The organism is Pseudomonas sp. PA-4-8C (assembly GCF_021606625.1).
Classification (GTDB): Bacteria; Pseudomonadota; Gammaproteobacteria; order Pseudomonadales; family Pseudomonadaceae; genus Aquipseudomonas; species Aquipseudomonas lactis.
This window is the reverse complement of record NZ_WKCD01000061.1, coordinates 1-24,300: the sequence shown is the minus strand read 5'-3', so window position 1 is coordinate 24,300 and position 24,300 is coordinate 1. Positions and strand designations below refer to the sequence as shown.

At 60.8% G+C, this 24,300-nt stretch carries 23 protein-coding genes and 4 pseudogenes; 15 read left to right on the top strand and 12 right to left on the bottom strand.

Annotated features, from left to right (window positions below; genetic code table 11):
- From proY to GIW04_RS12480, 12 genes and pseudogenes are all read left to right on the top strand, one after another.
- A pseudogene (gene proY / locus GIW04_RS12535) lies at positions 1-279 on the top strand (proline-specific permease ProY); the annotation flags it as partial.
- A 15-nt stretch (positions 280-294) separates the two neighbouring features.
- Complete coding sequence (gene hutI, locus GIW04_RS12530; RefSeq protein ID WP_120247902.1) at positions 295-1,500, top strand: imidazolonepropionase; 1,206 nt, start codon at positions 295-297, stop codon at positions 1,498-1,500.
- A gap of 12 nt (positions 1,501-1,512) precedes the next feature.
- Positions 1,513-2,313, top strand: coding sequence for an N-formylglutamate deformylase (hutG, locus tag GIW04_RS12525; RefSeq protein ID WP_094774375.1), 801 nt, complete (start codon positions 1,513-1,515; stop codon positions 2,311-2,313).
- A 280-nt stretch (positions 2,314-2,593) separates the two neighbouring features.
- Positions 2,594-2,698, top strand: a pseudogene (locus tag GIW04_RS12520) (alpha/beta hydrolase); the annotation flags it as partial.
- A 103-nt stretch (positions 2,699-2,801) separates the two neighbouring features.
- Positions 2,802-3,773, top strand: a complete 972-nt coding sequence (gene pip / locus GIW04_RS12515; RefSeq protein WP_120247903.1) for a prolyl aminopeptidase — start codon at positions 2,802-2,804, stop codon at positions 3,771-3,773.
- Positions 3,770-4,207, top strand: a complete 438-nt coding sequence (gene dtd, locus GIW04_RS12510; protein ID WP_120247904.1) for a D-aminoacyl-tRNA deacylase — start codon at positions 3,770-3,772, stop codon at positions 4,205-4,207. The genes pip and dtd overlap by 4 nt, the downstream gene beginning before the upstream one ends.
- A 266-nt stretch (positions 4,208-4,473) precedes the next feature.
- Complete coding sequence (locus tag GIW04_RS12505; protein ID WP_003187856.1) at positions 4,474-6,210, top strand: glucan biosynthesis protein G; 1,737 nt, start codon at positions 4,474-4,476, stop codon at positions 6,208-6,210.
- A pseudogene (gene mdoH, locus GIW04_RS12500) lies at positions 6,203-8,781 on the top strand (glucans biosynthesis glucosyltransferase MdoH); the annotation flags it as partial. The gene GIW04_RS12505 and the pseudogene mdoH, both read left to right, overlap by 8 nt.
- A 179-nt stretch (positions 8,782-8,960) precedes the next feature.
- Positions 8,961-9,761, top strand: coding sequence for a transporter substrate-binding domain-containing protein (locus GIW04_RS12495; RefSeq protein WP_034134698.1), 801 nt, complete (start codon positions 8,961-8,963; stop codon positions 9,759-9,761).
- A gap of 219 nt (positions 9,762-9,980) precedes the next feature.
- Positions 9,981-10,778: a transporter substrate-binding domain-containing protein gene (locus tag GIW04_RS12490; protein WP_032893985.1), complete on the top strand. Its 798-nt coding sequence runs from the start codon at positions 9,981-9,983 to the stop codon at positions 10,776-10,778.
- Positions 10,779-10,908: 130 nt separating this feature from the next.
- Positions 10,909-11,868: an amino acid ABC transporter permease gene (locus tag GIW04_RS12485; protein WP_034134699.1), complete on the top strand. Its 960-nt coding sequence runs from the start codon at positions 10,909-10,911 to the stop codon at positions 11,866-11,868.
- Positions 11,861-12,595 (top strand): amino acid ABC transporter ATP-binding protein, encoded by a 735-nt coding sequence (locus GIW04_RS12480; protein WP_003187866.1) that lies wholly within the window; start codon positions 11,861-11,863, stop codon positions 12,593-12,595. The genes GIW04_RS12485 and GIW04_RS12480 overlap by 8 nt, the downstream gene beginning before the upstream one ends.
- A 113-nt stretch (positions 12,596-12,708) precedes the next feature.
- Here GIW04_RS12480 and GIW04_RS12475 read toward each other — a convergent pair whose 3' ends face one another.
- The 12 genes and pseudogenes from GIW04_RS12475 to ubiE all read right to left on the bottom strand — a co-directional run bounded on the left by GIW04_RS12475 (position 12,709) and on the right by ubiE (position 22,879).
- A complete protein-coding gene (locus GIW04_RS12475) occupies positions 12,709-14,616 on the bottom strand; it encodes a methyl-accepting chemotaxis protein (RefSeq protein ID WP_120247906.1) in 1,908 nt (635 codons plus the stop codon).
- A gap of 135 nt (positions 14,617-14,751) precedes the next feature.
- Positions 14,752-15,465 (bottom strand): methyl-accepting chemotaxis protein, encoded by a 714-nt coding sequence (locus GIW04_RS31475; protein ID WP_370712509.1) that lies wholly within the window; start codon positions 15,463-15,465, stop codon positions 14,752-14,754.
- A gap of 144 nt (positions 15,466-15,609) precedes the next feature.
- A pseudogene (locus tag GIW04_RS31470) lies at positions 15,610-16,668 on the bottom strand (methyl-accepting chemotaxis protein); the annotation flags it as partial.
- A 232-nt stretch (positions 16,669-16,900) separates the two neighbouring features.
- Positions 16,901-17,608 carry a 16S rRNA (uracil(1498)-N(3))-methyltransferase gene (locus GIW04_RS12465; protein ID WP_003187872.1) on the bottom strand — a complete coding sequence of 236 codons (708 nt, stop codon included), beginning with the start codon at positions 17,606-17,608 and terminating at the stop codon, positions 16,901-16,903.
- Positions 17,605-18,396 carry a twin-arginine translocase subunit TatC gene (tatC, locus tag GIW04_RS12460; protein WP_003187874.1) on the bottom strand — a complete coding sequence of 264 codons (792 nt, stop codon included), beginning with the start codon at positions 18,394-18,396 and terminating at the stop codon, positions 17,605-17,607. Before tatC ends, GIW04_RS12465 begins: the two co-directional genes overlap by 4 nt.
- Positions 18,393-18,800, bottom strand: coding sequence for a Sec-independent protein translocase protein TatB (gene tatB, locus GIW04_RS12455; protein ID WP_003187876.1), 408 nt, complete (start codon positions 18,798-18,800; stop codon positions 18,393-18,395). The genes tatC and tatB overlap by 4 nt, the downstream gene beginning before the upstream one ends.
- A 10-nt stretch (positions 18,801-18,810) precedes the next feature.
- Positions 18,811-19,089: a twin-arginine translocase TatA/TatE family subunit gene (locus GIW04_RS12450; RefSeq protein WP_003187877.1), complete on the bottom strand. Its 279-nt coding sequence runs from the start codon at positions 19,087-19,089 to the stop codon at positions 18,811-18,813.
- Positions 19,090-19,115: 26 nt separating this feature from the next.
- Entirely contained in the window at positions 19,116-19,448 is a 333-nt protein-coding gene (locus tag GIW04_RS12445) for a phosphoribosyl-ATP diphosphatase (RefSeq protein ID WP_094774371.1), read from the bottom strand.
- 2 nt (positions 19,449-19,450) lie between these two features.
- On the bottom strand, positions 19,451-19,843 hold the full coding sequence (gene hisI, locus GIW04_RS12440) for a phosphoribosyl-AMP cyclohydrolase (RefSeq protein WP_003187884.1): 393 nt from the start codon (positions 19,841-19,843) through the stop codon (positions 19,451-19,453).
- A gap of 41 nt (positions 19,844-19,884) precedes the next feature.
- Positions 19,885-21,489, bottom strand: coding sequence for a ubiquinone biosynthesis regulatory protein kinase UbiB (gene ubiB / locus GIW04_RS12435; protein WP_003187885.1), 1,605 nt, complete (start codon positions 21,487-21,489; stop codon positions 19,885-19,887).
- On the bottom strand, positions 21,486-22,109 hold the full coding sequence (locus tag GIW04_RS12430) for a ubiquinone biosynthesis accessory factor UbiJ (RefSeq protein ID WP_003187886.1): 624 nt from the start codon (positions 22,107-22,109) through the stop codon (positions 21,486-21,488). The genes ubiB and GIW04_RS12430 overlap by 4 nt, the downstream gene beginning before the upstream one ends.
- Positions 22,109-22,879, bottom strand: a complete 771-nt coding sequence (gene ubiE / locus GIW04_RS12425) for a bifunctional demethylmenaquinone methyltransferase/2-methoxy-6-polyprenyl-1,4-benzoquinol methylase UbiE (RefSeq protein WP_003171186.1) — start codon at positions 22,877-22,879, stop codon at positions 22,109-22,111. The genes GIW04_RS12430 and ubiE overlap by 1 nt, the downstream gene beginning before the upstream one ends.
- Positions 22,880-23,024: 145 nt before the next feature.
- On the opposite strand from ubiE, the gene GIW04_RS12420 reads away from it, so the two are divergent.
- The 3 genes from GIW04_RS12420 to GIW04_RS12410 all read left to right on the top strand — a co-directional run.
- Complete coding sequence (locus GIW04_RS12420) at positions 23,025-23,300, top strand: polyhydroxyalkanoic acid system family protein (RefSeq protein ID WP_003187887.1); 276 nt, start codon at positions 23,025-23,027, stop codon at positions 23,298-23,300.
- A 104-nt stretch (positions 23,301-23,404) separates the two neighbouring features.
- The gene (locus GIW04_RS12415) at positions 23,405-23,827 is read left to right on the top strand and encodes a phasin family protein (RefSeq protein WP_032893974.1); all 423 of its coding nucleotides are present in this window, start codon (positions 23,405-23,407) and stop codon (positions 23,825-23,827) included.
- Between the two features lie 12 nt (positions 23,828-23,839).
- A partial coding sequence (locus GIW04_RS12410) for a phasin family protein (RefSeq protein ID WP_236478993.1) occupies positions 23,840-24,300 on the top strand: 461 nt, incomplete at its 3' end.

The following is a 24,300-nucleotide window of genomic DNA, read 5'->3' as shown; positions in this document are numbered from 1 at the left end:
ATCCTGTTTACCCAGGTCGCCATGCGCCGTTCCATGACCAAGGCGCAGGTCGCCGAACTGAAATTCCCGGTGCCGTTCTGGCCCTATGCGCCGGCAGCGGCCATTGTGTTCATGCTGTTTGTGTTTGGTGTACTCGGTTACTTCCCGGACACCCAGGCGGCGTTGATGGTGGGCGCCGTGTGGATCGTGCTGCTGATCATCGCCTACTGGCTGTGGGTCAAGCCTGCCGCCGGGCAAACGGCCAAGGTCGATTACGACCCGGTTTTGTCTCATCGATAACTTAGGGAGGCGTTGATGAAAACGCTTTGGCAACACTGCCACGTCGCAACCATGGCCAACGGTAAATACTCGATCATCGAGGATGCCGCCATGGTGACTGCCGGCTCGCTCATCGAGTGGGTCGGCCCCCGCAGCCAGGCGCCGACGGCGGATTACACCCAGGTGCATGACCTGCAAGGCGCGTGGGTCACCCCCGGGCTGATCGATTGCCACACCCATACGGTGTTTGGTGGCAACCGCAGCGGCGAATTCGAGCAGCGCCTTGAAGGCGTCAGCTACGCCGAGATCGCGGCCAAGGGCGGCGGCATTGCCAGTACCGTGCGCGCAACCCGTGCGGCAACCGAGGATGAGCTGTTCTTGAGCGCCGAAAAGCGCCTGCGTAGTTTGCTGCGTGACGGCGTGACCACGGTGGAGATCAAGTCCGGCTACGGCCTGGACCTGGCCAACGAACGCAAGATGTTGCGCGTGGCCCGGCGCCTGGGTGAAGCGCTGCCGGTCAGCGTGCGCGCCACGTGCCTGGCCGCCCACGCGTTGCCGCCGGAGTACAAAGACCGTGCCGACGACTACATTGAGCACATCTGCAAGGAGATGCTGCCGGCGCTGGCAGCAGAAGGGCTGGTGGATGCGGTGGATGCCTTCTGTGAATACTTGGCCTTTTCCCCCGAACAGGTCGAGCGCGTATTCAAGGTTGCCCAACAGCTTGGCTTGCCCGTGAAGCTGCACGCCGAGCAGCTCTCATCGCTGCACGGCTCCAGCCTGGCGGCGCGTTACCACGCGTTGTCGGCCGATCACCTGGAATTCATGACCGAAGAAGACGCCATCGCCATGGCCGCTGCCGGCACCGTCGCCGTGTTGCTGCCGGGCGCTTTTTACTTCCTGCGTGAAACCCAGTTGCCGCCCATGGACGCCCTGCGCAAGCACGGCGTGAAGATCGCCATCGCCAGCGACCTTAACCCCGGCACCTCGCCGGCGCTGTCGGTGCGGCTGATGCTGAACATGGCCTGCACCCTGTTTCGCATGACCCCGGAAGAAGCCCTGGCCGGCGCCACGCAACACGCGGCCACCGCTTTGGGCCTGGGCGATACCCATGGTTCGCTGGAAGTGGGCAAGGTCGCGGACTTTGTCGCCTGGCAGATCGACCGCCCCGCCGACCTGGCCTACTGGCTGGGTGGCGAACTGGATAAACGCGTCGTGCGCCACGGCGTCGACGTCACTGTTTGAGAGGATGCTGTTGTGGATAAGGTTCTGACATTCAAACAAGGCCGCGTACCGCTGCTGATCAGCATGCCCCACGCCGGCCTGCGCCTCACCCCTGCGGTCCAGGACGGGTTGATCCCCGAGGCGCAAAGCCTGCCGGACACCGACTGGCATATCCCCCTGTTGTATGACTTTGCCCAAGAGCTGGGCGCCAGCACCCTGGCAGCGGAGTACTCGCGGTTTGTCATCGACCTGAACCGGCCTTCCGACAACACGCCGCTATATGCCGGCGCTACTACCGGCCTGTACCCAGAGACGCTGTTCGACGGCGTGCCGTTGTTCCGTGCAGGGCAAACGCCCTCCGACGAAGAGCGGGCCAGCTACCTGCAAAAAATCTGGGGGCCGTACCATCGCCAACTGCAAGAAGAACTGGCGCGCCTCAAGGCCGAATTCGGTTATGCGTTACTGTTCGACGCGCACTCGATCCGCTCGTTGATCCCGCACCTGTTTGACGGCAAATTGCCGGACTTCAATTTGGGTACTTTCAACGGCGCTGCGTGCGACCCGCAGCTGGCCAGCCAGCTGGAAGCCATCTGCGCTCAGCATCCGCAATACACCCATGTGTTGAATGGGCGCTTCAAGGGCGGCCATATCACCCGTCACTACGGCAACCCGGCGCAGGATATCCATGCGGTGCAGCTGGAGTTGTGTCAGAGCACCTATATGGAGGAGTTCGAACCGTTCCGTTATCGCCCTGATCTGGCCGAGCCGACGCAGGTGGTGTTGAGGCAGTTGCTGGAAGGGCTGTTGACTTGGGGGCAGAAGCACTACCGGTAATTGTTGCTGCTGCTGCAATAGCTTTCGCGAGCAAGCCCGCTCCCACACTTGACCGCGCGCTATCATGAGAATGCGCTCCAAATGTGGGAGCTGGCTTGCCTGCGATAACGGTGGTTCAGCAACACTTTTATCAACTGACACACCGCCATCGCAGGCAAGCCAGCTCCCACACTGTCGCCAAGACCGAAGCTTCTACCCGCGATGACTCATCCCAGGCTGGCCTGCGCCAAACCTACAACCGCATGTGCTATCGCTCCGAAGCGCCTGATCCAGCAGAAGGCTGGCCCACGGTTGTTTGCGGGCTCGCGGCCAAGTGCCAGAGGTGGATCGGCTGTATGACTATCTGCTCGGTTATCTGAGGCGCGAACTGCTGACACAGGTCTAAGTGCTCAAGGACATGCTCATTGCACAATTCGGGTTTATGATGCCAGACGGCAAAATAATAGACGTCCCCCCAGGGATGAACCCGACACCCTACGGAGCACGCAATGCAGACTTGGTACCCGCAGATCAAACCCTACGCCCGGCACGATCTGGCTGTCGATGACACCCACACCCTGTATGTCGATGAAAGTGGCTCCCCCGAAGGCTTGCCTGTCGTGTTCATCCATGGCGGCCCCGGTTCCGGTTGCGACGCCCAGAGCCGCTGCTATTTCGACCCGAACCTCTACCATATTGTCACCTTCGACCAGCGTGGCTGCGGCCGCTCCTCGCCAAGGGCGAGCCTGGAGAACAACACCACTTGGGACCTGGTCGCCGACCTTGAACGCATCCGCGAGCACCTGGGCATCGACAAGTGGGTGCTGTTCGGCGGCTCCTGGGGCTCGACCCTGGCCCTGGCCTACGCGCAAACCCATCCCGAGCGTGTGCTCGGCCTGATCGTGCGCGGCATCTTCCTCGCCCGGCCCCAGGATATTCGCTGGTTCTACCAGGAGGGCGCGAGCCGTCTGTTCCCGGATTACTGGCAGGACTACGTGGCCCCGATCCCGGTGGAGGAGCGCCACGATATGATTGCCGCTTACCACAAGCGGCTGACCGGCAATGACCAGATCGCCCAGATGCACGCGGCCAAAGCCTGGTCGGGCTGGGAAGGCCGCATGCTGGGCCTGTGCCCGAGCCCACAACATGTGGAGCGGTTTTCCGAGCCGCAGCGCGCCCTGTCCATCGCACGTATCGAGTGCCATTACTTCACCAACAACTCCTTCCTGGAACCCAACCAGCTGATTCGCGATATGCACAAGATCGCCCATCTGCCTGGCGTCATCATCCATGGCCGCTACGATATGATCTGCACGCTGGATAACGCCTGGGAGTTGCACCAGGCCTGGCCCAACAGCGAGTTGCAGGTGATCCGCGAGGCGGGGCATGCGGCATCCGAGCCGGGTATCACTGACGCGCTGGTACGCGCGACCGGCGAAATGGCCCGGCGCTTGCTCGACCTGCCGCCTGAAGAAGCATGAAGGGCCTGTTGCAGCGGGTGCGTGGCGCCCGGGTCGAGGTTGCGGGTGAGGTGATAGGCTCAATCGACCAGGGTTTGCTGGTGCTGGTCGCCGTCGAGCCTTCAGATACGCCCGAAAGCGCCGACAAACTGCTGCACAAGCTGCTTAACTATCGGGTGTTCAGTGACGAGGAGGGCAAGATGAACCTCTCCCTCAAGGACATCGGCGGCGGTTTGCTGCTGGTGTCGCAGTTCACCTTGGCGGCGGATACCAAGAGCGGGCTGCGGCCCAGCTTCTCCACGGCGGCTCCACCGGCCCTGGGAGCGGCGCTTTTTGATCACTTGTTGTTACAAGCGCAACAATTGCATGGCAAGGTGGCGTCAGGGCGTTTTGGCGCTGATATGCAGGTGCACTTGGTCAATGATGGCCCTGTGACCTTCCTCTTACAGACATGAATGTATGAAAAGCGACGTTAATGCCTAAAAACGCAGGGTTTCGCTACAAATACTTCACTGTCCCTGATGCGTTGTCTCGCGGGCTACTAGATAATCGCGCGCTACGGGGATCAGCGTTGTTTGGTCCATTTTTGACTTAGGTAGAGCCTTGTCCGATGGCCTTTGGGGAATCATTTTGCCCTTGGGGAGTCGGAACATTGCTCGCCAACCTGGCATATAGATAGCTGGCCGTTGGTTTTTTGATCTGTTTTCGGCGAGGGTTGCTCGTGATTGTTAGTCCCTGTAATGCACCAAAATTGTCTGCCAAACGGTTACGAAACGCACTGGTGACGGGCTCTGCCCTGTTTTGCCTGTTCGGCGCGGGTCAACTGTGGGCGTTCAGTCTGGATGATGTGTCGGCCAAGGCGAAAGAGCTGGCCGGGCAGAAATACGAAGCTCCGCGCAGCAATTTGCCGAACGAATTCCGCGAAATGAAATTCGCTGACTACCAGAAGATTCGTTTCCGCAATGAAAAAGCCGAGTGGGCCGATCAGAACACCCCGTTCAAGCTGTCCTTCTATCACCAGGGGATGCATTTCGACACCCCGGTGAAAATCAACGAAGTCACCGCCGACAGCGTGCACGAAATCAAGTACGACCCGACGCGTTTCGATTTCGGCGACGTGAAATTTGATCCTAAAGCCACCGAACAGCTGGGTTACGCCGGTTTCCGTGTGCTTTTCCCGATCAACAAGGCCGACAAGCAAGACGAAATCATGACCATGCTCGGCGCCAGCTATTTCCGCGTCGTGGGCAAAGACCAGGTGTATGGCCTGTCTGCCCGTGGCATGGCGATCGACACTGCGTTGCCGTCTGGCGAAGAATTCCCGCGTTTCACCGAGTTCTGGATCGAGCGTCCAAAACCGGGTGACAAGCATCTGGTGATCTTTGCGCTGCTGGATTCGCCACGCGCCACTGGCGCCTACCGCCTGATCCTGCGCCCTGGCACCGATACCGTGGTGGACGTCAAATCCCAGATGTTCCTGCGTGACAAGGTCAGCAAACTGGGCGTTGCGCCGTTGACCTCGATGTTCCTGTTCGGCGCCAACCAGCCGTCCAAGGTCCTCAACTACCGTCGCGAGCTTCACGATTCCAGCGGCCTGTCGATCCACGCCGGCAATGGCGAGTGGATCTGGCGTCCACTGAACAACCCTAAACACCTATCGGTCAGCAACTTCAGCGTCGAGAACCCGCGTGGGTTCGGCCTGCTGCAGCGTGGTCGCAACTTCAGCCACTACGAAGACCTGGACGACAACTACGACAAGCGCCCGAGCGCCTGGATCGAACCTGAAGGCGATTGGGGCAAAGGCTCCGTCGACCTGGTCGAGATCCCGACTGCCGATGAGACCAACGACAACATCGTGGCCTTCTGGAGCCCGGCCGAACTGCCGGAAGTCGGCAAGCCGCTGGACGTGGCCTACCGCCTGCACTGGACATTGGACGACGCGGCCTTCCATTCGCCGGACAGTGCCTGGGTCAAGCAGACCCTGCGCTCCACCGGTGACGTGAAGCAATCCAACCTGATCCGTCAGCCCGATGGCAGCGTGGCCTACCTGGTGGACTTCGAGGGCCCGTCCCTGAAGAAACTGCTGCCGGACGCTCCGGTACGTAGCCAGGTGAGCGTGGGTGATAACGCCGAACTGGTTGAAAACAGCGTGCGTTACAACGAACACACCAAAGGCTGGCGCCTGACCCTGCGTATGAAGATCAAGGACGCAAGCAAGCCGACCGAAATGCGTGCGGCGCTGGTGCAAGATATCGTGCAGCCTGAGCCTGAGTCGGTTTCCAACCATGTGCTCAAGGCCGACAAAGTCTTGGCCAAGCAGCATGAGAAGCAGGCCAAGAAAGACGCCAAGGACAAGGAAGCCAAACAGCCTGAGGCTGCCCCAGCCACGCCGGAGCCGATCAAGACCGAGCAAGTCCTGACCGAAACCTGGAGCTATCAGTTGCCTGCCGATGAGTAATTCTCAAGTCAAGCCAGAGACTCTGTCCGAGTACCTGGCGCATCTACCCATGACGGCTGAGCAGCGCGCCGAGCTGGCGGGCTGCAAGTCCTTCAGCGAGTTGCACGAACGTCTGTCGTCCAAGACCTTCGACGCACCGGCCGACGCTGCCCAAGCGTCGGTTGGCCGCCGCTTGACCCTCAACAGCGCCGAAGAGCTGCAAGACGCCGAGATGCTGGCGCTCGATGCCAGCGGTCGTGTGTGCCTCAAGGCCACGCCGCCGATCCGCCGGACCAAAGTGGTGCCCGAGCCTTGGCGTACCAACATTCTGGTGCGCGGTTGGCGCCGGATGACCGGCCGCACCAACCCGCCCAAGCCACCGAAAGACGAGCGGGTACTGCCGGCTGCGCGCTGGCGTACCGTGGGCTCGATCCGTCGTTACATCCTGTTGGTGCTGATGCTGGGCCAGACCATCGTGGCTGGCTGGTACATGAAAGGCATCATGCCGTACCAGGGCTGGTCGCTGGTCGACTTCGACGAAATTCGCAACCAGACCCTGCTGCAAACCGCTACCCAGGTACTGCCTTACGCACTGCAAACCAGCATCCTGATCATGTTCGGGATTCTGTTCTGCTGGGTGTCGGCTGGTTTCTGGACTGCGCTCATGGGCTTCCTGGAACTGCTGACTGGTCACGATAAATACCGTATCTCCGGTAAAAGTGCCGGTGACGAGCCGATTCCCAAGGATGCGCGCACCGCCCTGGTGATGCCGATCTGTAACGAAGACGTGCCGCGTGTATTCGCCGGTTTGCGTGCAACGTTCGAATCGGTGGCCGCGACCGGTGACCTGGATCGCTTCGATTTCTTCGTGCTCAGCGACAGTAACGACGCCGACATCTGCATCGCCGAACAGCAAGCCTGGCTCGACGTATGCCGCGAAGCCGGTGGTTTCGGCAAGATCTTCTATCGCCGTCGCCGCCGCCGCGTTAAGCGCAAGAGCGGCAACCTCGACGACTTCTGCCGTCGTTGGGGTGGTGACTACAAGTACATGGTCGTTCTTGACGCTGACTCTGTGATGAGCGGCGAGTGCCTGACCAGCCTGGTGCGCCTGATGGAAGCCACGCCGGATGCCGGGATTATCCAGACCGCGCCGCGTGCGTCGGGCATGGACACCCTGTATGCGCGCATGCAGCAGTTCGCTACCCGCGTATACGGCCCACTGTTTACCGCCGGCCTGCACTTCTGGCAGTTGGGTGAATCCCACTACTGGGGTCACAACGCTATTATCCGTATGAAGCCGTTTATCGAGCACTGCGCCCTGGCGCCGTTGCCCGGTAAAGGCGCGTTTGCCGGTGCGATTCTTTCCCACGACTTCGTTGAAGCCGCGCTGATGCGCCGTGCCGGCTGGGGCGTGTGGATTGCCTACGACCTGCCGGGCAGCTACGAAGAACTGCCGCCGAACCTGCTGGATGAACTCAAGCGTGACCGTCGCTGGTGCCACGGTAACCTGATGAACTTCCGCCTGTTCCTGGTTAAAGGCATGCACCCGGTGCACCGTGCGGTGTTCCTCACCGGCGTGATGTCTTACCTTTCGGCGCCGTTGTGGTTCTTCTTCCTGGTGCTGTCCACGGCCTTGCTGGCGGTGAACACGCTGATGGAACCGCAGTACTTCATGGCTCCGCGCCAGTTGTACCCGCTGTGGCCACAATGGCACCCGGACAAGGCGGTGGCGCTGTTCTCCACCACCATCGTGCTGTTGTTCCTGCCTAAACTGCTCAGCATCATCTTGATCTGGGCCAAGGGCGCCAAAGAGTTCGGTGGCAAGTTCAAGGTGACCCTGTCGATGCTGCTGGAGATGTTGTTCTCCATGCTGCTGGCGCCGGTGCGGATGATCTTCCACACCCGTTTCGTGCTCGCCGCGTTCCTCGGCTGGGCCGCTACCTGGAACTCGCCGCAACGTGATGACGACTCCACACCTTGGAGCGAGGCGGTCAAGCGCCACGGTCCGCAAACCGTGCTGGGCTTTTTGTGGGCGCTGCTGGTGGTGTGGCTGAACCCAAGCTTCCTGTGGTGGCTGGTGCCTATCGTCGGTTCGCTGATGCTGTCGATCCCGGTGTCGGTGATTTCCAGCCGCGTCAAGTTGGGCCTCAAGTCCCGCGACGAGAGCCTGTTCCTGATTCCTGAGGAATACAATCCGCCGCAAGCCCTGCTGTCGACCGAGAAGTACACCCACGAAAACCGTTGGCACGCCCTCAATGACGGCTTTGTGCGTTCGGTGGTCGACCCGCAGCAGAACGCCCTGGCCTGCGCCTTGGCGACCTCGCGGCACCGTGAGGCCGAGCCCATCGAGTACCTGCGCATGGAGCGGGTTCGCCACGCGTTGAAAGTCGGCCCGGCCGGCCTCAGCAACAGCGAACGCCTGGCCTTGCTCAGCGACCCGGTGGCCCTGGCTCGCCTGCATGAGCAGGTGTGGAGCGAAGGCCATGCCGAGTGGCTCGGCGCTTGGCGTGCCTCGATCAAGGCTGATCCGCACGCGCCATTGCTGCCCCTGCAACCACAGTCGCCCCAGGCCCAACCGGCCTGATTCAGGCACCCCCGAAGGCTCACTTCGGGGGTGTTTCAAACGTTGGTCCTACAGCGTTTTTAGCCCCTTCCTTTTTATTCCTAACTCCTTGTTATTTCGAAACAAAAGACCTTTGTTCGAAGCGTATTGCCGTGCCTGCGGCTGGGTTAGGATCGCCCCCCACATTGGACTCGCCACGGGGGCATTCATGATCAAAAGGTATTGTTTGGCATTGCTGATGGGCTTTTTCCTGGGGGGACATGCAGGCCTGCTTTACGCGGGCGCGCTGGACAACGCTGTGCGCCGTGGCGTACTTAAAGTCGGCACCACCCCCAATAACGTGCCGTTCGAAATGCTCGATAAGCAGGGACGCATCGTCGGCTTTGAAATTGACTTGCTCCACGCCATGAGCCGCGCGCTGGGCGTAGAACTTGAATTGGTAGCGGTGCCCTACACAGACTTACTGCCAGGGCTATTGGCGAACAAGTTTGATCTGATTGGCAGCGGCATGACGGTCACTCAAGAGCGCAACCTCAAGCTCAACTTCAGTGACTCGTTTATCGTGGTGGGCCAGACAGTGTTGCTGCATCCGCGCCTGGGCGGGCTGGTCGCCAGTATTGAAGAACTGGACGACGCCAGTTACCGCGTTGTTGCTACCCAAGGCACCACCGGCGAAGCCGCGGCACAGCGCTTTCTCGTATCTGCGCGGCTCAGCAGTGTGGCCAACCCGGAAGAAGGCGTGCGGCAGGTTTTAGAAGGCAAGGCCGATGCTTTTATCCATGATGCCCCCTACAACCTGATCGCAATGACTCGGCCGCAGAACAGCGCGTTGTTGGCGCTGGAACAACCCTTCACCTTTGAGCCCTTGGCGTTTGGCCTGAAAAAAGGTGATTACGACAGCCTCAATTGGATCAACCACTTCCTCAACCAGATCGCCCAGGACGGCACCTACGATCGCCTGCATGACAAGTGGTTAAGGGACACGGCCTGGATCGCCGAGATCGACTGATCGTCATAACTGCTTACACATCAACCCCTGATCGAGAGGCCGCGCTGAAGCGTCTGCGCCTGCGCTTCTCCGGGCCGCTGTCAGTGTTTTCCGACACACACCGATAACATTTACCGGTGAAACCTTTGTGGCGGACAACGAGTGGGTTAGGATCGCTCCCCGAAATGGCGCAGCCCTCTCGTGCGCCCACTTTATAAGAATCGTTCAGGGGTCTTGATGATGAAAAAGTATCTTTCGATGCTGATGCTTGGCGTCACCGCGCTGGTCGCTGCCACCGTGGCACAGGCCGGCGCCATTGATGAGGCGGTCAAGCGCGGCACGTTGAAAGTCGGCATGGACCCTACCTACATGCCGTTCGAGATGACCGACAAGCGCGGTGAAATCATCGGTTTCGAAGTCGACATCCTCAAGGCCATGGCCAAGTCCATGGGCGTCAAGCTAGAGCTGGTGTCCACCGGCTACGACGGCATCATCCCGGCCTTCCTGACCGGCAAGTTCGACATGATTGGCAGCGGCATGACCCTGACCCAGGAACGCAACCTGCGCCTGAACTTCAGCGAACCCTTCATCGTGGTCGGCCAGACGCTGCTGATCCGCAAGGAGCTGGAAGGCACCATCAAGTCCTACAAAGACCTGAACGACGAGAAATATCGCCTGACCTCCAAGCTCGGCACCACCGGTGAAATGGTTGCCAAAAAGCTGATCTCCAAAGCCAAGTACCACGGCTACGACAACGAGCAGGAAGGCGTGCTCGACGTGGTCAACGGCAAGGCTGACGCCTTCGTCTACGACGCGCCGTACAACGTGGTGGCCGAGAAAAAAGTCGGTAACGGCAAGCTGGTGTTCCTGGACGAACCCTTCACCTTTGAACCCCTGGCGTTCGGTTTGAAGAAAGGCGATTACGACAGCATCAACTTCATCAACAACTTCCTGCACCAGATCCGTAACGACGGCACCTACGATCGCATCCATGACAAGTGGTTCAAGAGCTCCGAGTGGCTCAAGGACATGGAATAAGGCCTGACACCGAGTTGCCTGTATCGCAGGCAAGCCAGCTCCCACATTTGACTGTATTCGCACATCAACCTGTGGGAGCGGGCTTGCCCGCGATGGCGGCCTATCAGGCGACACCTATGCGGAAAGTGAAATGAAACAGAAAAAAGCCCAATGGCCCTGGCACCTGCTGACGGTGGTCGTGCTGGTCGGCCTGGCGGGTGCCTTGTATTACGCCACCTCGTTGATGTCCTACGAGTGGCGCTGGAACCGCGTCCCACAGTACTTCGCCTATCAAGCCGAGACCTCCCAGCGCGCCGCGGATATTTCCACCGTGGTCGAACTGGTGCGCAACGGCGATACGGCCGAAGTCACCCTGCGCAACGACGCCGGGGTCGAGCAAAAGCTCACGGTTGCCGATAACAGCCTGCAAGTGGCACGCGGCGACGATGTGGCTGAAGGCGATGTGGTCGGCGTGACCCGGCAATGGGCACTGGGGCCGTTGATGTGGGGCTTGTGGACCACATTGTGGCTGTCGGTAGTGTCCGGCATCCTGGGCTTGGCGATTGGCTTGGCGACCGGGCTGTGCCGGCTGTCGAAAAACCCCACCTTGCGCGACCTGTCGACGATCTACGTCGAGCTGGTGCGCGGTACGCCGCTGCTGGTGCAGATCTTCATTTTCTATTTCTTTATCGGCACGGTGCTCAACCTGTCCCGGGAGTTCGCCGGGATCGCCGCGCTGTCGTTGTTCACCGGTGCCTACGTGGCAGAAATTGTGCGCGCCGGCGTGCAGTCCATCACCCGAGGCCAGGACGAAGCTGCACGCTCCCTGGGCTTGAGCGCCAGCCAGTCGATGCGCCATGTGGTATTGCCGCAGGCGTTCAAGCGCGTGTTGCCACCACTGGCCGGGCAATTTATCAGCCTGGTCAAGGACACGTCCCTGGTGTCGGTGATCGCGATTACCGAGTTGCTCAAGAGCGGCCGCGAGGTGATCACCACCTCGTTCTCGCCATTTGAAATCCTGTTCTGTGTGGCGGGCTTGTACCTGCTGATCAACCTGCCGCTGTCGAAGATGGCCAGCCGGCTTGAGCGGAGGCTCGCCCAAAGTGATTGAAGTGCGCGATCTGGTAAAAGTCTTCGATACCCGTGGGCAAGTGGTGCGCGCGGTGGATCATGTCACCACTCAAGTGGCCAAGGGCGAGGTGCTGGTGGTGATCGGCCCCTCGGGCTCCGGCAAGTCCACCTTCCTGCGCTGCCTTAATGGGTTGGAGGAATTCGATTCGGGTTCGGTGAGCATCGACGGCCTGCAACTGGCCGACCCGAAGACCGACGTGAATGCCTACCGCCGAGAAGTGGGCATGGTGTTCCAGCACTTCAACCTGTTCCCCCACATGACCGTGCTGGAAAACCTGTGCCTGGCGCAAAAGGTCGTGCGCAAGCGCGGCAAGCCAGAGCGCGAGGCCAAGGCCCTGGCGCTGTTGGAAAAGGTCGGCATCGCGCAGAAGGCCCACGAGTTTCCATCGCGCCTGTCTGGCGGCCAGCAGCAGCGCGTCGCCATTGCCCGGGCCCTGGCGATGGAGCCCAAGGTGATGCTGTTTGACGAGCCCACCTCGGCCCTCGACCCGGAAATGGTCGGTGAAGTGCTGGACGTGATGAAGACCTTGGCCCTGGAAGGCATGACCATGGTGTGCGTCACCCACGAGATGGGCTTTGCCCGGGAAGTGGCAGACCGGGTGTTGTTTTTCGACCACGGCAAACTGCTGGAAGACGCCGCCCCGGTCGAATTCTTCAATGCGCCAAAAGACCCCCGCGCCCAAGCCTTCCTGCGCCAGGTCCTATGACTGTAGGAGCGAGCTTGCTCGCGAAAAACGTCAACGATAACGCCACGCACCCTGAATGAACGCGGCGGCCTTGGGTTTTTCGCGAGCAAGCTCGCTCCTACAGGGGTGGTGTTTCAGAGCTTGAATTTGGCGACCAGCGTCTGCAAATCCAGGCTCAACCGCGTCAACTGAACACTCGCCGCCGCTGTTTCCTCGCTGGCGGCGGCGGTCTGTTCCGACACGTCCCGCACCTTCAACACACTGCGATTGATCTCCTCGGCCACCGCGCTTTGCTGTTCCGCCGCGGCGGCGATCTGCGGGTTCATTTCCTGGATAACCGAGACCGTGCGGGCAATGGCGATCAGGGCGTCGCCGGCGTCGCGGGTCAGGGCGACGCTGTTGTCGGTCAGGTTGCGGCTGCTGTCCATGATGTCCGCCACCTGTTGGGTGCCGTTATGCAGGCCGAGGATCAGCCCTTCGATCTCCTCCGCCGATTCCTGGGTGCGTTGGGCCAGGCTGCGCACTTCGTCGGCGACCACCGCAAACCCTTGGCCGGCAGTGCCCGCGCGCGCCGCTTCGATGGCGGCGTTCAGGGCCAGCAGGTTGGTCTGCTGAGACACGGATTTGATCACGTCCAGCACACTGGCAATCTTCTGGCTCTCCTGTTGCAGCGCGAGCATCGCACGGCCCGACAGCGCCATTTCACTGGCCAGGTTGCCAATCTGCTCCACGGCCTGGGTGACCACCTGCTCACCAGCGCCGGCCTGCTGGTCGGCTTCATTGGCTGCCACCGAGGCGCGTTCGGCGTGGCGCGCCACTTCCTGGGCAGTGGCGAGCATTTCATTCATTGCCGTCGCCACTTGGTCGGTTTCATCTTTCTGCTCGTTGAGCCCGTTGCGGGTCTGCTCGGTGACCGTGGATAACTGCGTGGCCGCGCCGGCGATCTGCCGGGCGCTGTCACCAATACTGCTGATCAGGCTACGCAGGTTGCGGGTCATTTGCCCGATGCTTTGCTGCAACTGGCCGAGTTCGTCGCGACGGTCTACTGGCATGTCATGGCTAAGGTCGCCCTCGGCAACACGGTGGGCAGCGCTGAGGATTTCCCGCAGTGGCACCGCAATCTGCCGGGCAATCCACCAGGCGGCCAGCGCGCCGAGTGCCAGGGCCGCCACCGTCACACTGATCAGCAATGTACGGGTGTGGTCCGCCTCGTCGTTACGCTTGGCGTTCTGGCTCTGGCTCAACAGGTTACTGCTTTCACGCAGGTTATTGAGTTGCTGTTCGAAGCGGTTTTGCACGGTTTCCACGTTGAGCTGGGCTTCCTTGAGCTTGGTCAGTTGCTCTCGATAATTGGCCAGGTCGGTCTTGAGCAGTGCCGAGTCGACTGGCAGCGCTGTGACTGCCGCTTGCGCGATCTCCAGGGCGTCAAGCGCCTTGCCGAGGGTCTCTGCATAAGTTGCCAGCGATTGCGCGGCCCAGGCGGGGCTCTGGGCTCGATCTTCGGCCAGCTCCATGGCTTGACGCAGTTGCTCGATGGCGTCCAGAGCCTTTTCGTCGTTCTGGTCAGGCAAGTCACTGGCAAATTGGGCGAGGGTATCGCTGGCTTGCAGGGCAATTTTCTTCAGGTCCGGGCGCAGGCGCTCGCGCTGCTCGACCAAGGGCGGAAGTTGCGCCAGAGCTGCCTTGAAGCCGTTGGCGAGGCTCATGGCGTCCTCAAGTCGCTGCACGTCAGTCGGGTCTTTCAGGCGGTTTGAAAGGGCGGCCAGGTGCTGGTCGATCCGTTCAATCTTCGCGGCCATTTTGCCCAGGCTATCGCTGTCTGTGAGGGTGCGGTACACGATGCGGTCGGCGCGCATGGCCTCGGCATCCACCGCCAGTTGCCCCAGGGTCGTCAGGCTGTCGGATCGGTAAAGCACGGCGTTCAAGGCTTGCCAGCCCGTAGCGGCAATCAGGAAGCTGAGGATCAGCACTTGGCCAAAACCCAGGGCGAGCTTGAGGCGGACGCTGGCATTGACCAGCACGCGGGTCAGCCGAGAAAACATGGTGAACCTCCGAATCAGAGAAAGCGTTTCGCGACACCTGCAACGCTAATTCGATTCGGGCCTGTGGAGGGCTGATAACTGCGTAGGAAATTTCACAAGATGCGGCGGCTTTGGTAAGCCGCCGGGTAGGGTAATTCAGACTCGGAAGCGCCCGACCAGGGTCTGCAGGTAGATCCCCAGGCGCGCCAGTTCGGCACTGGAGGACGCAGTTTCTTCGCTGGCCGACGAGGTTTGCTCGGAGATGTCGCGCACATTCAACACGCTGCGGTTGATCTCTTCAGCCACGGCGCTTTGCTGCTCGGCGGCGGTGGCAATCTGCGAGTTCATCGCCTGGATGGTCGAGACGGTGCGGGTGATATTGCCCAGCGCGTGGCCGGCGCGGCGCGTCAGCTCAACACTGCTCTCGGTCAGCCCGCGGCTGTTGTCCATGATGGTTGCCACCTGCTGGGTACCGCTTTGCAGGCCGACGATCAGCTCTTCGATCTCTTCGGTGGACTTCTGCGTGCGCTGGGCCAGGCTGCGTACTTCATCGGCCACCACGGCAAAGCCACGCCCGGCTTCACCGGCACGCGCCGCCTCGATGGCGGCGTTAAGGGCCAGCAGGTTGGTCTGTTGGGCCACGGATTTGATCACGTCGAGCACACTGCCGATCTTGTCGCTTTCGCGCTTGAGTTCACCCATGGCCACCGTGGAATTACCCACTTCGGTGGCCAGGCGCTCGATCTGGGCGATGGCTTCCCCCACCACCTGGTCGCCTTCACGGGCTTGCTGGTCGGCAGCCACGGCGGCTTCCGAGGCCTCTTCGGCGTTGCGCGCCACTTCCTGCACGGTGGCGGCCATTTCGTTCATGGCGGTGGCCACCTGGTCGGTCTCGACCTTTTGGCTGTTGACCCCGGCGCTGGTTTGTTCGGTCACGGCTGATAACTGCTCGGCGGCGCTGGCGATCTGGGTGACGCCGTCGCTGATCCCGCCGATCAACTCACGCAGGCCCACGGTCATGCTTTGCATGGCGCGCTGCAATTGGCCCAGTTCGTCCTGGCGACCCGATTCCAGGTTGTGGCTCAGGTCGCCGGAGGCTACGCGCTCGGCGACTTTGAGGGTCTGGTTCAGCGGGATGACGATCTGGCGGGTAATGGCCCAGGCCGCGAAGATGCCGACGATCAGCGCCAGCACGGTGGCAAGCAGCAACAAGTATTTGGCTTGCGCGGCATCTGCGTCACGCACGGCGGTCTGGGAGACGGTGAGCTTTTCGCTGTGGCCCAGCAGGATGTCGCCTTGGGCGATCATGGTCTTCAGCGCAGCCGCGCTGGCGATCTGGGAATCGCGATACTGGCTGACAGCGGCGCGGTAGGCTTGCAGTGATGCCCCGGCTTCTTGCAGATTGGCCTGGTATTGCGCAGGCAACTGGCCTTGCAGCTCGGTGATTTTCTTCAGGGCGTTGTCGATGGCATCCAGGGCCGGTTGCTCGGCTTCGACCTTGCCGCTGTAGGTGTAGCCGCGTACCTGAAAGCGCGATTGCTGGATCAGCTTGCTCTGCTCGACCACGCTGTTGAACTGGGCAACGCTGTCACCTTGCAGCAGGGCTTTTTCGATTTCGTTGATCTTGGCGACGGCATTGTCGGCAGTGTCGCCGAGTTTGCTGCGCGCGCCCTCACGCTTGAGACCCGCCTGGACCATGGCGGCGAAGGCCTTTTTGTATTGGTTCAAGGCTTCCTGCTGTTGCTCGACCAGGGCTTTGTCGTCAGGTTGCTCGATCAGCTCGGACGCGGTCTTCAGGCCGCTGTCGAGGTGGGCGAGCAGGCCGTCGACCTTGTCCGTGCCTTGCTCGCCACGGCGCATGTCGAAGTCCAGGCGTGCCAGGCGCAGGTCTTTGCTCAGGCCATTGAGGCTGGAAATAAAGCCCAGCTTGTCGCCGCGACTGATCACGTCCCCCAGGCCGGTCCAGCCGGTAAAGGTGATCAACAGCGTCAGGAGCAACACCAGGCCAAAGCCCACACTCAGCTTGCGGTTGACGCTTACATTCCCCAACTTCTCGGCTAACCAACGATACATGCTGCGAACTCCCCTGGAACAAGGCTTGGACTTATTCAAAGGCTATCGGCAACGCACGGGGATACTTGATCGTTCCCACGCTCTGGTGATCGTTCCCACGCTCTGCGTGGGAATGAATGGCGTGACGCTCTGCGTCACAAGGGCGGACGCAGAGCGTCCTGAGCGGCATTCCCACGCAGAGCGTGGGAACGATCACCCGATCACTAGAGCGTGGGAACGATCAGTCGGGGGGTTAGAACAGGCGGGCGAGCAGGGCCGTTACGGCGGTTTCGACGCGCAAAATACGCGCACCCAACTGCACCGGCTGCAAACCGGCCTTGGTCAGCAGGTCCACTTCATAGGGAATCCAGCCGCCTTCCGGGCCGATCGCCAGGGTTACCGGTTCTTCCAGGGCTCGAGGGCAGGCCGGGTAATCGCCCGGATGGCCGATCAGGCCCAGAGTGCCAGTCGCCATGGCCGGCAGCCGGTCTTCGACAAATGGCTTGAAGCGTTTCTCGATAATGATCTCGGGCAGCAGCGTGTCCCGCGCTTGCTCCAGGCCGAGGATCAGTTGCTCGCGCACCGCTTCAGGCTCCAGGAACGGGGTTTGCCAGAAGCTTTTTTCCACCCGGTAACTGTTGACCAATACCACCTTGGGCACGCCCATGGCCGCCACTGTTTGCAGCACCCGGCGTAGCATCTTCGGGCGGGGCAGGGCCAGCAGCAAGGTCAGGGGCAGTTTGCTCGGCGGCGGTTGGTCGAAGCTCACTTGCAGTTCGGCTTCGGCGGCTTCCAGGCGCAGCAATTGGGCATTGCCCATCAGCCCGCCAATGCGGCCCACGCGCAGGGTGTCGCCGACGGCGGCGCGGTGAACCTCCTGCATATGCACCAGGCGCCGATCACGCAGCACGACGCGGTCGGCCGCGATAAAGTCGGCCTCTTCGAGCAGCAGCAGGTTCACGGCTGGGTCGCTGGCGGCTGGTCGTCGTCGACAGGCGCGTCATCCGGGTGTTCGCCACGCTTGCTGATCAAGCCGCTGAACAGGATGCCCACTTCGAACAGCATCCACATCGGCACGGCCAGCAAGGTCTGGGAGAATATGTCCGGCGGCGTGAGGATCATGCCGACCACGAAGCAGCCGATGATCACGTACGGGCGGATCTTCTTCAGGTACTTGACGTCGACCACGCCGATCCACACCAGCAACACCACCGCCACCGGGATTTCGAACGCCACGCCAAAGGCGAAGAACAGCGTCATCACGAAATCGAGGTAGCTGGTGATATCAGTCATCATTTCCACACCAGCCGGGGTGGCAGCGGCGAAGAACTTGAAGATCAGCGGGAACACCAGGAAGTAGGCGAAGGCCATGCCGGTGTAGAACAGCAGGATGCTCGATACCAGCAACGGCACGGCGATGCGCTTCTCGTGCTTGTACAGGCCCGGCGCGATAAAGCCCCATATCTGATGCAGGATCACCGGGATCGCCAGGAACAGCGAGACCATCATGGTCAGCTTCAACGGCGTCAGGAACGGCGACGACACATCGGTGGCAATCATCGTCGCGCCGGCCGGCAGGTACTGGCGCAGGGGCGTCGAGACGAAGGTGTAGATCTGCTGGGTAAAGGCGAACAGCCCGGCAAAGATGATGAAGATCGCCGCCACGCAACGCAGCAGGCGGGTACGCAGCTCGGTGAGGTGCGAGACCAGCGGCATATGCTGGTCGTTTTCCGGTTTATCAGCGCTCATGGGGCTCGCGGCGGCAATGTAGGGTCATGGGGTGCGGGCGACGCAACGGGCGTCGGCGCGGGCGTCGTTGGGGCGGGCGCTGCAGGAGCAGCGTCGGCCACAGGGGCTGGCGCGATGCTGTGCTCGGCCACCGGCGTGACCGGCTTGGCCGGCTCTTGCACCGGGGACAGAATCTTACGGGCTTCCTGCTCCAACGAGAGGATGTGTTCGTTGTGCAATTGCCGACGGATTTCGTCGGCACCGATTTCCCGTTCAACTTCCTGTTTGATCGCGTTGAAACTGCGTTTTAGACGCCCGATCCACAAGCCGGCGGTGCGTGCGGCACCGGGCAGGCGCTCCGGCCCCAGTACCAGCAGGGCCACCAGGCCGACGAGCAGCAGTTCAGAGAAGCTGATACCAAACATTAGTCAGTGCTCACGAGTCTTTGCGGGTCGGCTCTTGGACCTTTTCAGCCTGAACGTCGAAGGTACGGCGTTCGGTGATCGGCTGGGTGGCCTGCGGGTGAACAGGCTGGGCCGGTGGCACCGGGTTGGCGCTTGGCTCGGCTGGCTTTTCATCATCGTTCATGGCTTTGCGAAAACCCTTGATCGACTCGCCCACGTCGGTGCCCAGGTTCTTGAGTTTCTTGGTACCGAACACCAATACCACCACCACCAGAATGACGATCCAGTGTTTCCAGTCAAAAATGCCCATGCTTCAAATCCTCAAGTCTTAGTTATTCAGGCGGACGGGCGCGAGGCCTTCTCGGCGTGTCCGGACAAGCCGAAGCGACGGTCCAGTTCATCCAGCACGGCCTGTGGGTGCTGCCCCAGTTGGGCGAGCATCACCAGGCTATGGAACCACAAGTCTGCGGTCTCATAGATTACATCGCTGTAATCACCGCTGATTTGCGCGTCCTTGGCCGCAATGATGGTCTCGACGGATTCTTCGCCGAGCTTTTCCAGAATCTTGTTCAAGCCCTTGTGGTACAGGCTGGCAACGTAAGAGCTGTCGGCATCCGCGCCTTTGCGCTCTTCCAGCACCTGGGCCACACGGTTCAGGGTATCGCTCATGTTCAGTGTCCTGCTGGGTAGATGGCGTGCGGGTCTTTGAGCACCGGCTCCACAACCTTCCATTCGCCATTCTCGAACACGCGATAGAAGCAACTGTGGCGGCCAGTGTGGCAGGCGATGCCGCCGATCTGTTCGACCTTGAGGATCACCACGTCGGCATCGCAGTCCAGGCGCAGCTCGTGCAGGGTCTGCACATGCCCGGATTCTTCGCCCTTGCGCCACAGTTTGCCACGCGAACGTGACCAGTAGATGGCGCGCTGCTCGGCGGCGGTGAGGCTCAGGGCCTCGCGGTTCATCCAGGCCATCATCAGCACGCGCCCGGTCTTGTAGTCCTGGGCAATGGCCGGCACCAGGCCGTCACTGTCCCACTTGATCTCATCCAGCCAGTCTTTCATGTTCGGCTCCGGCAATTTGCGACAGTGTATAACCGGATTGGCTATCGACGCACGATCAGATAAACACCCACGGCGACCATAATGCCGGCTGGCCAGTGGCCCAGTTGGTTCAATGGCCCGCCGATCGCCAGCATCACCCCGCCCACCAGGTGCGCGGCGCCGAGCAGGCGCAGGAACCAATCGTCCTTGCGCTTGCGCCACGGTGGCTCTGGGTCCTTGGCGTGGGGCTGGGACATGCGCTCCAGCAGGTCGCGGGTCATGTTGGCCAGGTGCGGCAGCTGTTCGAACTGGCTGTGCAGGTTGCCCAGCATGGTTTTGGGGCTCATGCGCTCGCGCATCCAGCGTTCCAGGAAGGGTTGCGCGGTGTTCCACAAGTCGAGGTCCGGGTACAGCTGGCGGCCCAGGCCTTCGATGTTCAGCAGGGTCTTCTGCAACAACACCAACTGCGGCTGTACTTCCATATTGAAACGCCGCGCGGTCTGGAACAGACGCATCAGTACCTGACCGAAGGAAATATCTTTTAACGGTTTTTCAAAGATCGGCTCGCAGACGGTACGGATCGCCGCTTCGAATTCGTTGAGCTTGGTTTCCGCCGGCACCCAACCCGAATCAATGTGCAGCTGCGCCACACGACGGTAGTCGCGCTTGAAGAAGGCAAACAGGTTGCGCGCCAGGTAATCCTGGTCTTCCGGGGTGAGGCTGCCGACGATGCCGCAGTCGATGGCGATGTACTGCGGGCTCCACGGGTTGACGGTGCTGACGAAGATGTTGCCCGGGTGCATGTCGGCGTGGAAGAAACTGTCGCGGAACACCTGGGTGAAGAAAATCTCCACGCCGCGCTCGGCCAGCATCTTCATGTCGGTGCGCTGGTCCGCCAGGGTCGCAAGGTCAGTGACCTGCACGCCGTAGATGCGCTCCATCACCAGCACTTTGGGGCGGCACCAGTCCCAATACACCTGCGGCACGTACAGCAGTTGCGAGCCTTCGAAGTTGCGCCGCAATTGGCTGGCGTTGGCCGCCTCGCGCAGCAGGTCGAGTTCGTCGTAGATGGTTTTTTCGTAGTCGGCGACCACGTCCACCGGGTGCAGCAGGCGCGCATCGGCGGAGAAACGTTCGGCCGCGCGGGCGAGGACAAACAGCCACGCCAGGTCCTGGCCGATGATCGGCTTGAGGCCTGGGCGAATGACTTTTACCACCACTTCTTCGCCGGTCTTGAGTTGCGCGGCGTGCACTTGTGCCACCGACGCCGAGGCCAGGGGCTCGACGTCGAAGCGGCTGAACACCTCGCTGATCTTCTGGCCCAGCTGTTCTTCGATCAGCGCCATCGACTGCTGCGAGTCGAACGGCGGCACGCGGTCTTGCAGCAGCATCAGCTCGTCGGCGATGTCTTCGGGCAACAGGTCGCGGCGGGTGGAGAGGATCTGCCCGAACTTGATAAAGATCGGCCCCAAATCCTGCAACGCCAGGCGCAGGCTGGCGCCACGGCTCAACGGCGACGGCTTGCGCGGGAACCAGCGCCATGGCAGCACATAACGCACCGCCAGCAAAAACCACGGCAAAGGCAGGGCAAACAGCAGGTCATCGAGACGGTAGCGGATTACGACGCGCTGGATACGAAACAAACGGCGGACGGCGAGCAGCTTCATGCGTTATCGCTTGGATCAAGGGAACGGCTCAAGCGCTCGAAGCGGGCCTCGAGGCGTTCCAGGTCGATTTTGGCCTTGTCGAGTTCGCGAAAGCGCGCTTGCGCTTCCCGTTGCCCGACCAGGGTGCGCGATTCTTCGCTCAGGTATTCGGCGAGGTTCTGGTTGAGGCTGGCGAACCCTTGCTGATACCAGCGCGAGCGGCTGCGCAGGTGCCCGCTGATCAACTGGGTGGCGACGGGGCCGATCCAGCGCGACAGTTCGTATTCCCAGTCCAGCTCCAGGTCTTGCAGCACGGCGGCCAGGTCCATCAGCACCGCGCTGTCGCCTTCCAGTTCCACTTCGGGGCTGTGGAGGATGGCAGTCTTGTTGCGGCTCAGCGCCAGGTGCAACAGGCTGGAGGCCGGCGCACGCAAGGTGCAATCGGCTTGGGCGGCCCATTGGGTGGCGAGCAGCAGGCCTTCATCGCTGGGCAGGATAAACAGCTGCAAGACGGGGCTGCGGCAATCGACGGCAATGACTTTGCCGGTCAGGTGCGCGAGCCGCGCCAGGGCAGTGCTGTCCAGGCGCAGGACACGGTTGAGGCCGTGCTCGACGCTGGCGAGAAGACCTTGCAGCAGCATCAGGGCTTGATGCCGCGGTGCAGGGCGACGATGCCGGACGTCATGTTGTGGTAGGTCACGCGGTCGAAACCGGCCTCCACCATCATCGACTTCAGGGTTTCCTGGTCCGGGTGCATGCGGATCGACTCGGCCAGGTAGCGGTAGCTCTCGGCATCGTTGGTGATCAACTTGCCCATCAACGGCATGAAGGCGAAGGAGTACGTGTCGTAGACCTTGGACATCAGCGCGTTGGTCGGCTTGGAGAACTCCAGCACCAACAGGCGGCCACCTGGCTTGAGCACGCGCAGCATCGAGCGGATCGCGTCCTCCTTGTGGGTCACGTTACGCAGGCCGAAGGCGATGGTCACGCAGTCGAAATGGTTGTCCGGGAACGGCAGCTTCTCAGCGTCGGCCTGGACGAATTCGATATTGCCGGCCACGCCTTTGTCGAGCAGGCGGTCGCGGCCAACCTTGAGCATCGAGCCGTTGATATCGGCCAATACCACCTGGCCGGTGGGGCCAACCAGCTTGGAGAACTTGGCCGCCAGGTCGCCTGTGCCACCGGCGATGTCCAGCACCCGGTTGCCGGTGCGTACGCCCGACAACTCGATGGTGAAGCGCTTCCACAGGCGGTGCATGCCGCCGGAGAGCACGTCGTTCATCAGGTCGTACTTGGCCGCCACGGAGTGGAACACCTCAGCGACTTTTTCCGCCTTTTGGCTTTCCGGGACGTTCTTGAAGCCGAAGTGAGTGGTGGGTTCGGCATCGCTGCCTTTGCGCTGATCAGTCATATCGCTGTCACCAAAAGAGAATGCGGGACATGATAATCCCCAAGGCCTACTTTGTCTTGGCAAGGCTGCAGGTAAGATAGGCGCTCATCGAGACCTTTTGCCGCATGGCGGGTGTTCTGAGTCGTTATAAAGAGGAGTCATTGCAATGGCCCGTATTACCGTTGAGCGTGAACACACCCTGGGAAAAGAACAGGCGCGGGCCAAGGCTGAGCTATTGGCGCGCAAACTCGAGGACAAATATGGCGTGGAGTTTTCATGGGCTGGCGACACCCTGAAGCTCAAGCGCTCCGGGGTTAAAGGCACGGTGTGGGTGGCCGATGATTCGCTGCGCATTGATGTGGAACTTGGCCTGTTGATGTCGGCCATGAGTGGCACGATCAAGTCCGAAATCGAAAAAGCCCTGGATAAGGCCCTGGCCTGATAGGGCTGTGCTTAGGGTGCCGATTCTAATTTTAAACCCTACTTTGTGCCCAAGCCCTCAACTCTTGCGGGCCGTCCGCCACCCAATCCTGTGTGAGGTGCACCATGGCCAAAGTTATTTTGAAGAAAAAAATCGACGTTCAGACCACCCCTCTGAGTGAGGTTAAAAGCTATGCCCGCAAGATCTGGCTGGCGGGTCTTGGTGCCTACGCCAAGGTCGGCAGCGAGGGCGGCGAGTACTTCAAGGAACTCGTTAGAAGCGGTCAACGTGTTGAAAGTAAAGGTAAAAAAGTTGTAGTTGAACAACTTGATGCCGCCAACAGTCAGATTGACCAAGTAAAGAGTAACGTCTCCGGCGTCAAAGGCCTGGTTGAAGTTCAACTGGATAAAGTTGAAAAAGCTTTTGATACTCGTGTCGCCAGTGCCTTGAATCGGATCGGCATTGCGTCTAAACATGACGTGGAGACACTCTCTGCTAAGCTCGAAGAGCTGACGGCATTGCTCGAACGTGTCGCGCGTAAACACTAAGGAGACATCGGGATGGCTGTTAAAAAGACTACTCAGAAAGAAGGCAGCTCGTGGGTCGGGAAAGTTGAAGAATATTCCCGCAAAATCTGGCTCGCTGGTTTAGGCGTGTACTCGAAGATCGACAGTGACGGCAGCAAACTCTTCGAGACCCTGGTTAAAGACGGCGAGAAAGCCGAGAAGTTGACCAAGAGCACGGTTGGTAAAAAAGTCGACGCTGCCAAGGCGAGCGCGGGTTCCGCCAAGTCGAGCATTTCGGATACCTGGGGCAAGTTGGAAGAGACTTTCGACAAACGCCTCAACAGTGCTATTTCGCGACTGGGCGTACCGAGCAAGGCGGAGTTGAAGGCGCTGCACAGCAAGGTCGATACCTTGACCAAGCAAATCGAAAAACTCACCGGCGCCAAAGCGGCTCCCGCCAAGACCGCCGCCGCCAAGCCTGCAGCAAAACCGGCGGCCAAACCAGCAGCTAAAAC

What these genes read in the sequence shown, in the direction of transcription:
- dtd (WP_120247904.1), top strand. Translation starts at nt 3,770, where the DNA reads ATGAAGGGCCTGTTGCAGCGGGTGCGTGGCGCCCGGGTCGAGGTTGCG.
- GIW04_RS12485 (WP_034134699.1), top strand. Translation starts at nt 10,909, where the DNA reads ATGAAACAGAAAAAAGCCCAATGGCCCTGGCACCTGCTGACGGTGGTC.
- GIW04_RS12450 (WP_003187877.1), bottom strand. Translation starts at nt 19,089, where the DNA reads ATGGGCATTTTTGACTGGAAACACTGGATCGTCATTCTGGTGGTGGTG.
- GIW04_RS12490 (WP_032893985.1), top strand. Translation starts at nt 9,981, where the DNA reads ATGAAAAAGTATCTTTCGATGCTGATGCTTGGCGTCACCGCGCTGGTC.
- GIW04_RS12495 (WP_034134698.1), top strand. Translation starts at nt 8,961, where the DNA reads ATGATCAAAAGGTATTGTTTGGCATTGCTGATGGGCTTTTTCCTGGGG.
- GIW04_RS12420 (WP_003187887.1), top strand. Translation starts at nt 23,025, where the DNA reads ATGGCCCGTATTACCGTTGAGCGTGAACACACCCTGGGAAAAGAACAG.
- GIW04_RS12445 (WP_094774371.1), bottom strand. Translation starts at nt 19,448, where the DNA reads ATGAGCGATACCCTGAACCGTGTGGCCCAGGTGCTGGAAGAGCGCAAA.
- hutI (WP_120247902.1), top strand. Translation starts at nt 295, where the DNA reads ATGAAAACGCTTTGGCAACACTGCCACGTCGCAACCATGGCCAACGGT.
- GIW04_RS12430 (WP_003187886.1), bottom strand. Translation starts at nt 22,109, where the DNA reads ATGCTGCTGCAAGGTCTTCTCGCCAGCGTCGAGCACGGCCTCAACCGT.
- ubiB (WP_003187885.1), bottom strand. Translation starts at nt 21,489, where the DNA reads ATGAAGCTGCTCGCCGTCCGCCGTTTGTTTCGTATCCAGCGCGTCGTA.
- tatB (WP_003187876.1), bottom strand. Translation starts at nt 18,800, where the DNA reads ATGTTTGGTATCAGCTTCTCTGAACTGCTGCTCGTCGGCCTGGTGGCC.
- GIW04_RS12475 (WP_120247906.1), bottom strand. Translation starts at nt 14,616, where the DNA reads ATGTTTTCTCGGCTGACCCGCGTGCTGGTCAATGCCAGCGTCCGCCTC.
- tatC (WP_003187874.1), bottom strand. Translation starts at nt 18,396, where the DNA reads ATGAGCGCTGATAAACCGGAAAACGACCAGCATATGCCGCTGGTCTCG.
- pip (WP_120247903.1), top strand. Translation starts at nt 2,802, where the DNA reads ATGCAGACTTGGTACCCGCAGATCAAACCCTACGCCCGGCACGATCTG.
- ubiE (WP_003171186.1), bottom strand. Translation starts at nt 22,879, where the DNA reads ATGACTGATCAGCGCAAAGGCAGCGATGCCGAACCCACCACTCACTTC.
- GIW04_RS12415 (WP_032893974.1), top strand. Translation starts at nt 23,405, where the DNA reads ATGGCCAAAGTTATTTTGAAGAAAAAAATCGACGTTCAGACCACCCCT.
- GIW04_RS31475 (WP_370712509.1), bottom strand. Translation starts at nt 15,465, where the DNA reads ATGAACGAAATGGCCGCCACCGTGCAGGAAGTGGCGCGCAACGCCGAA.
- hisI (WP_003187884.1), bottom strand. Translation starts at nt 19,843, where the DNA reads ATGAAAGACTGGCTGGATGAGATCAAGTGGGACAGTGACGGCCTGGTG.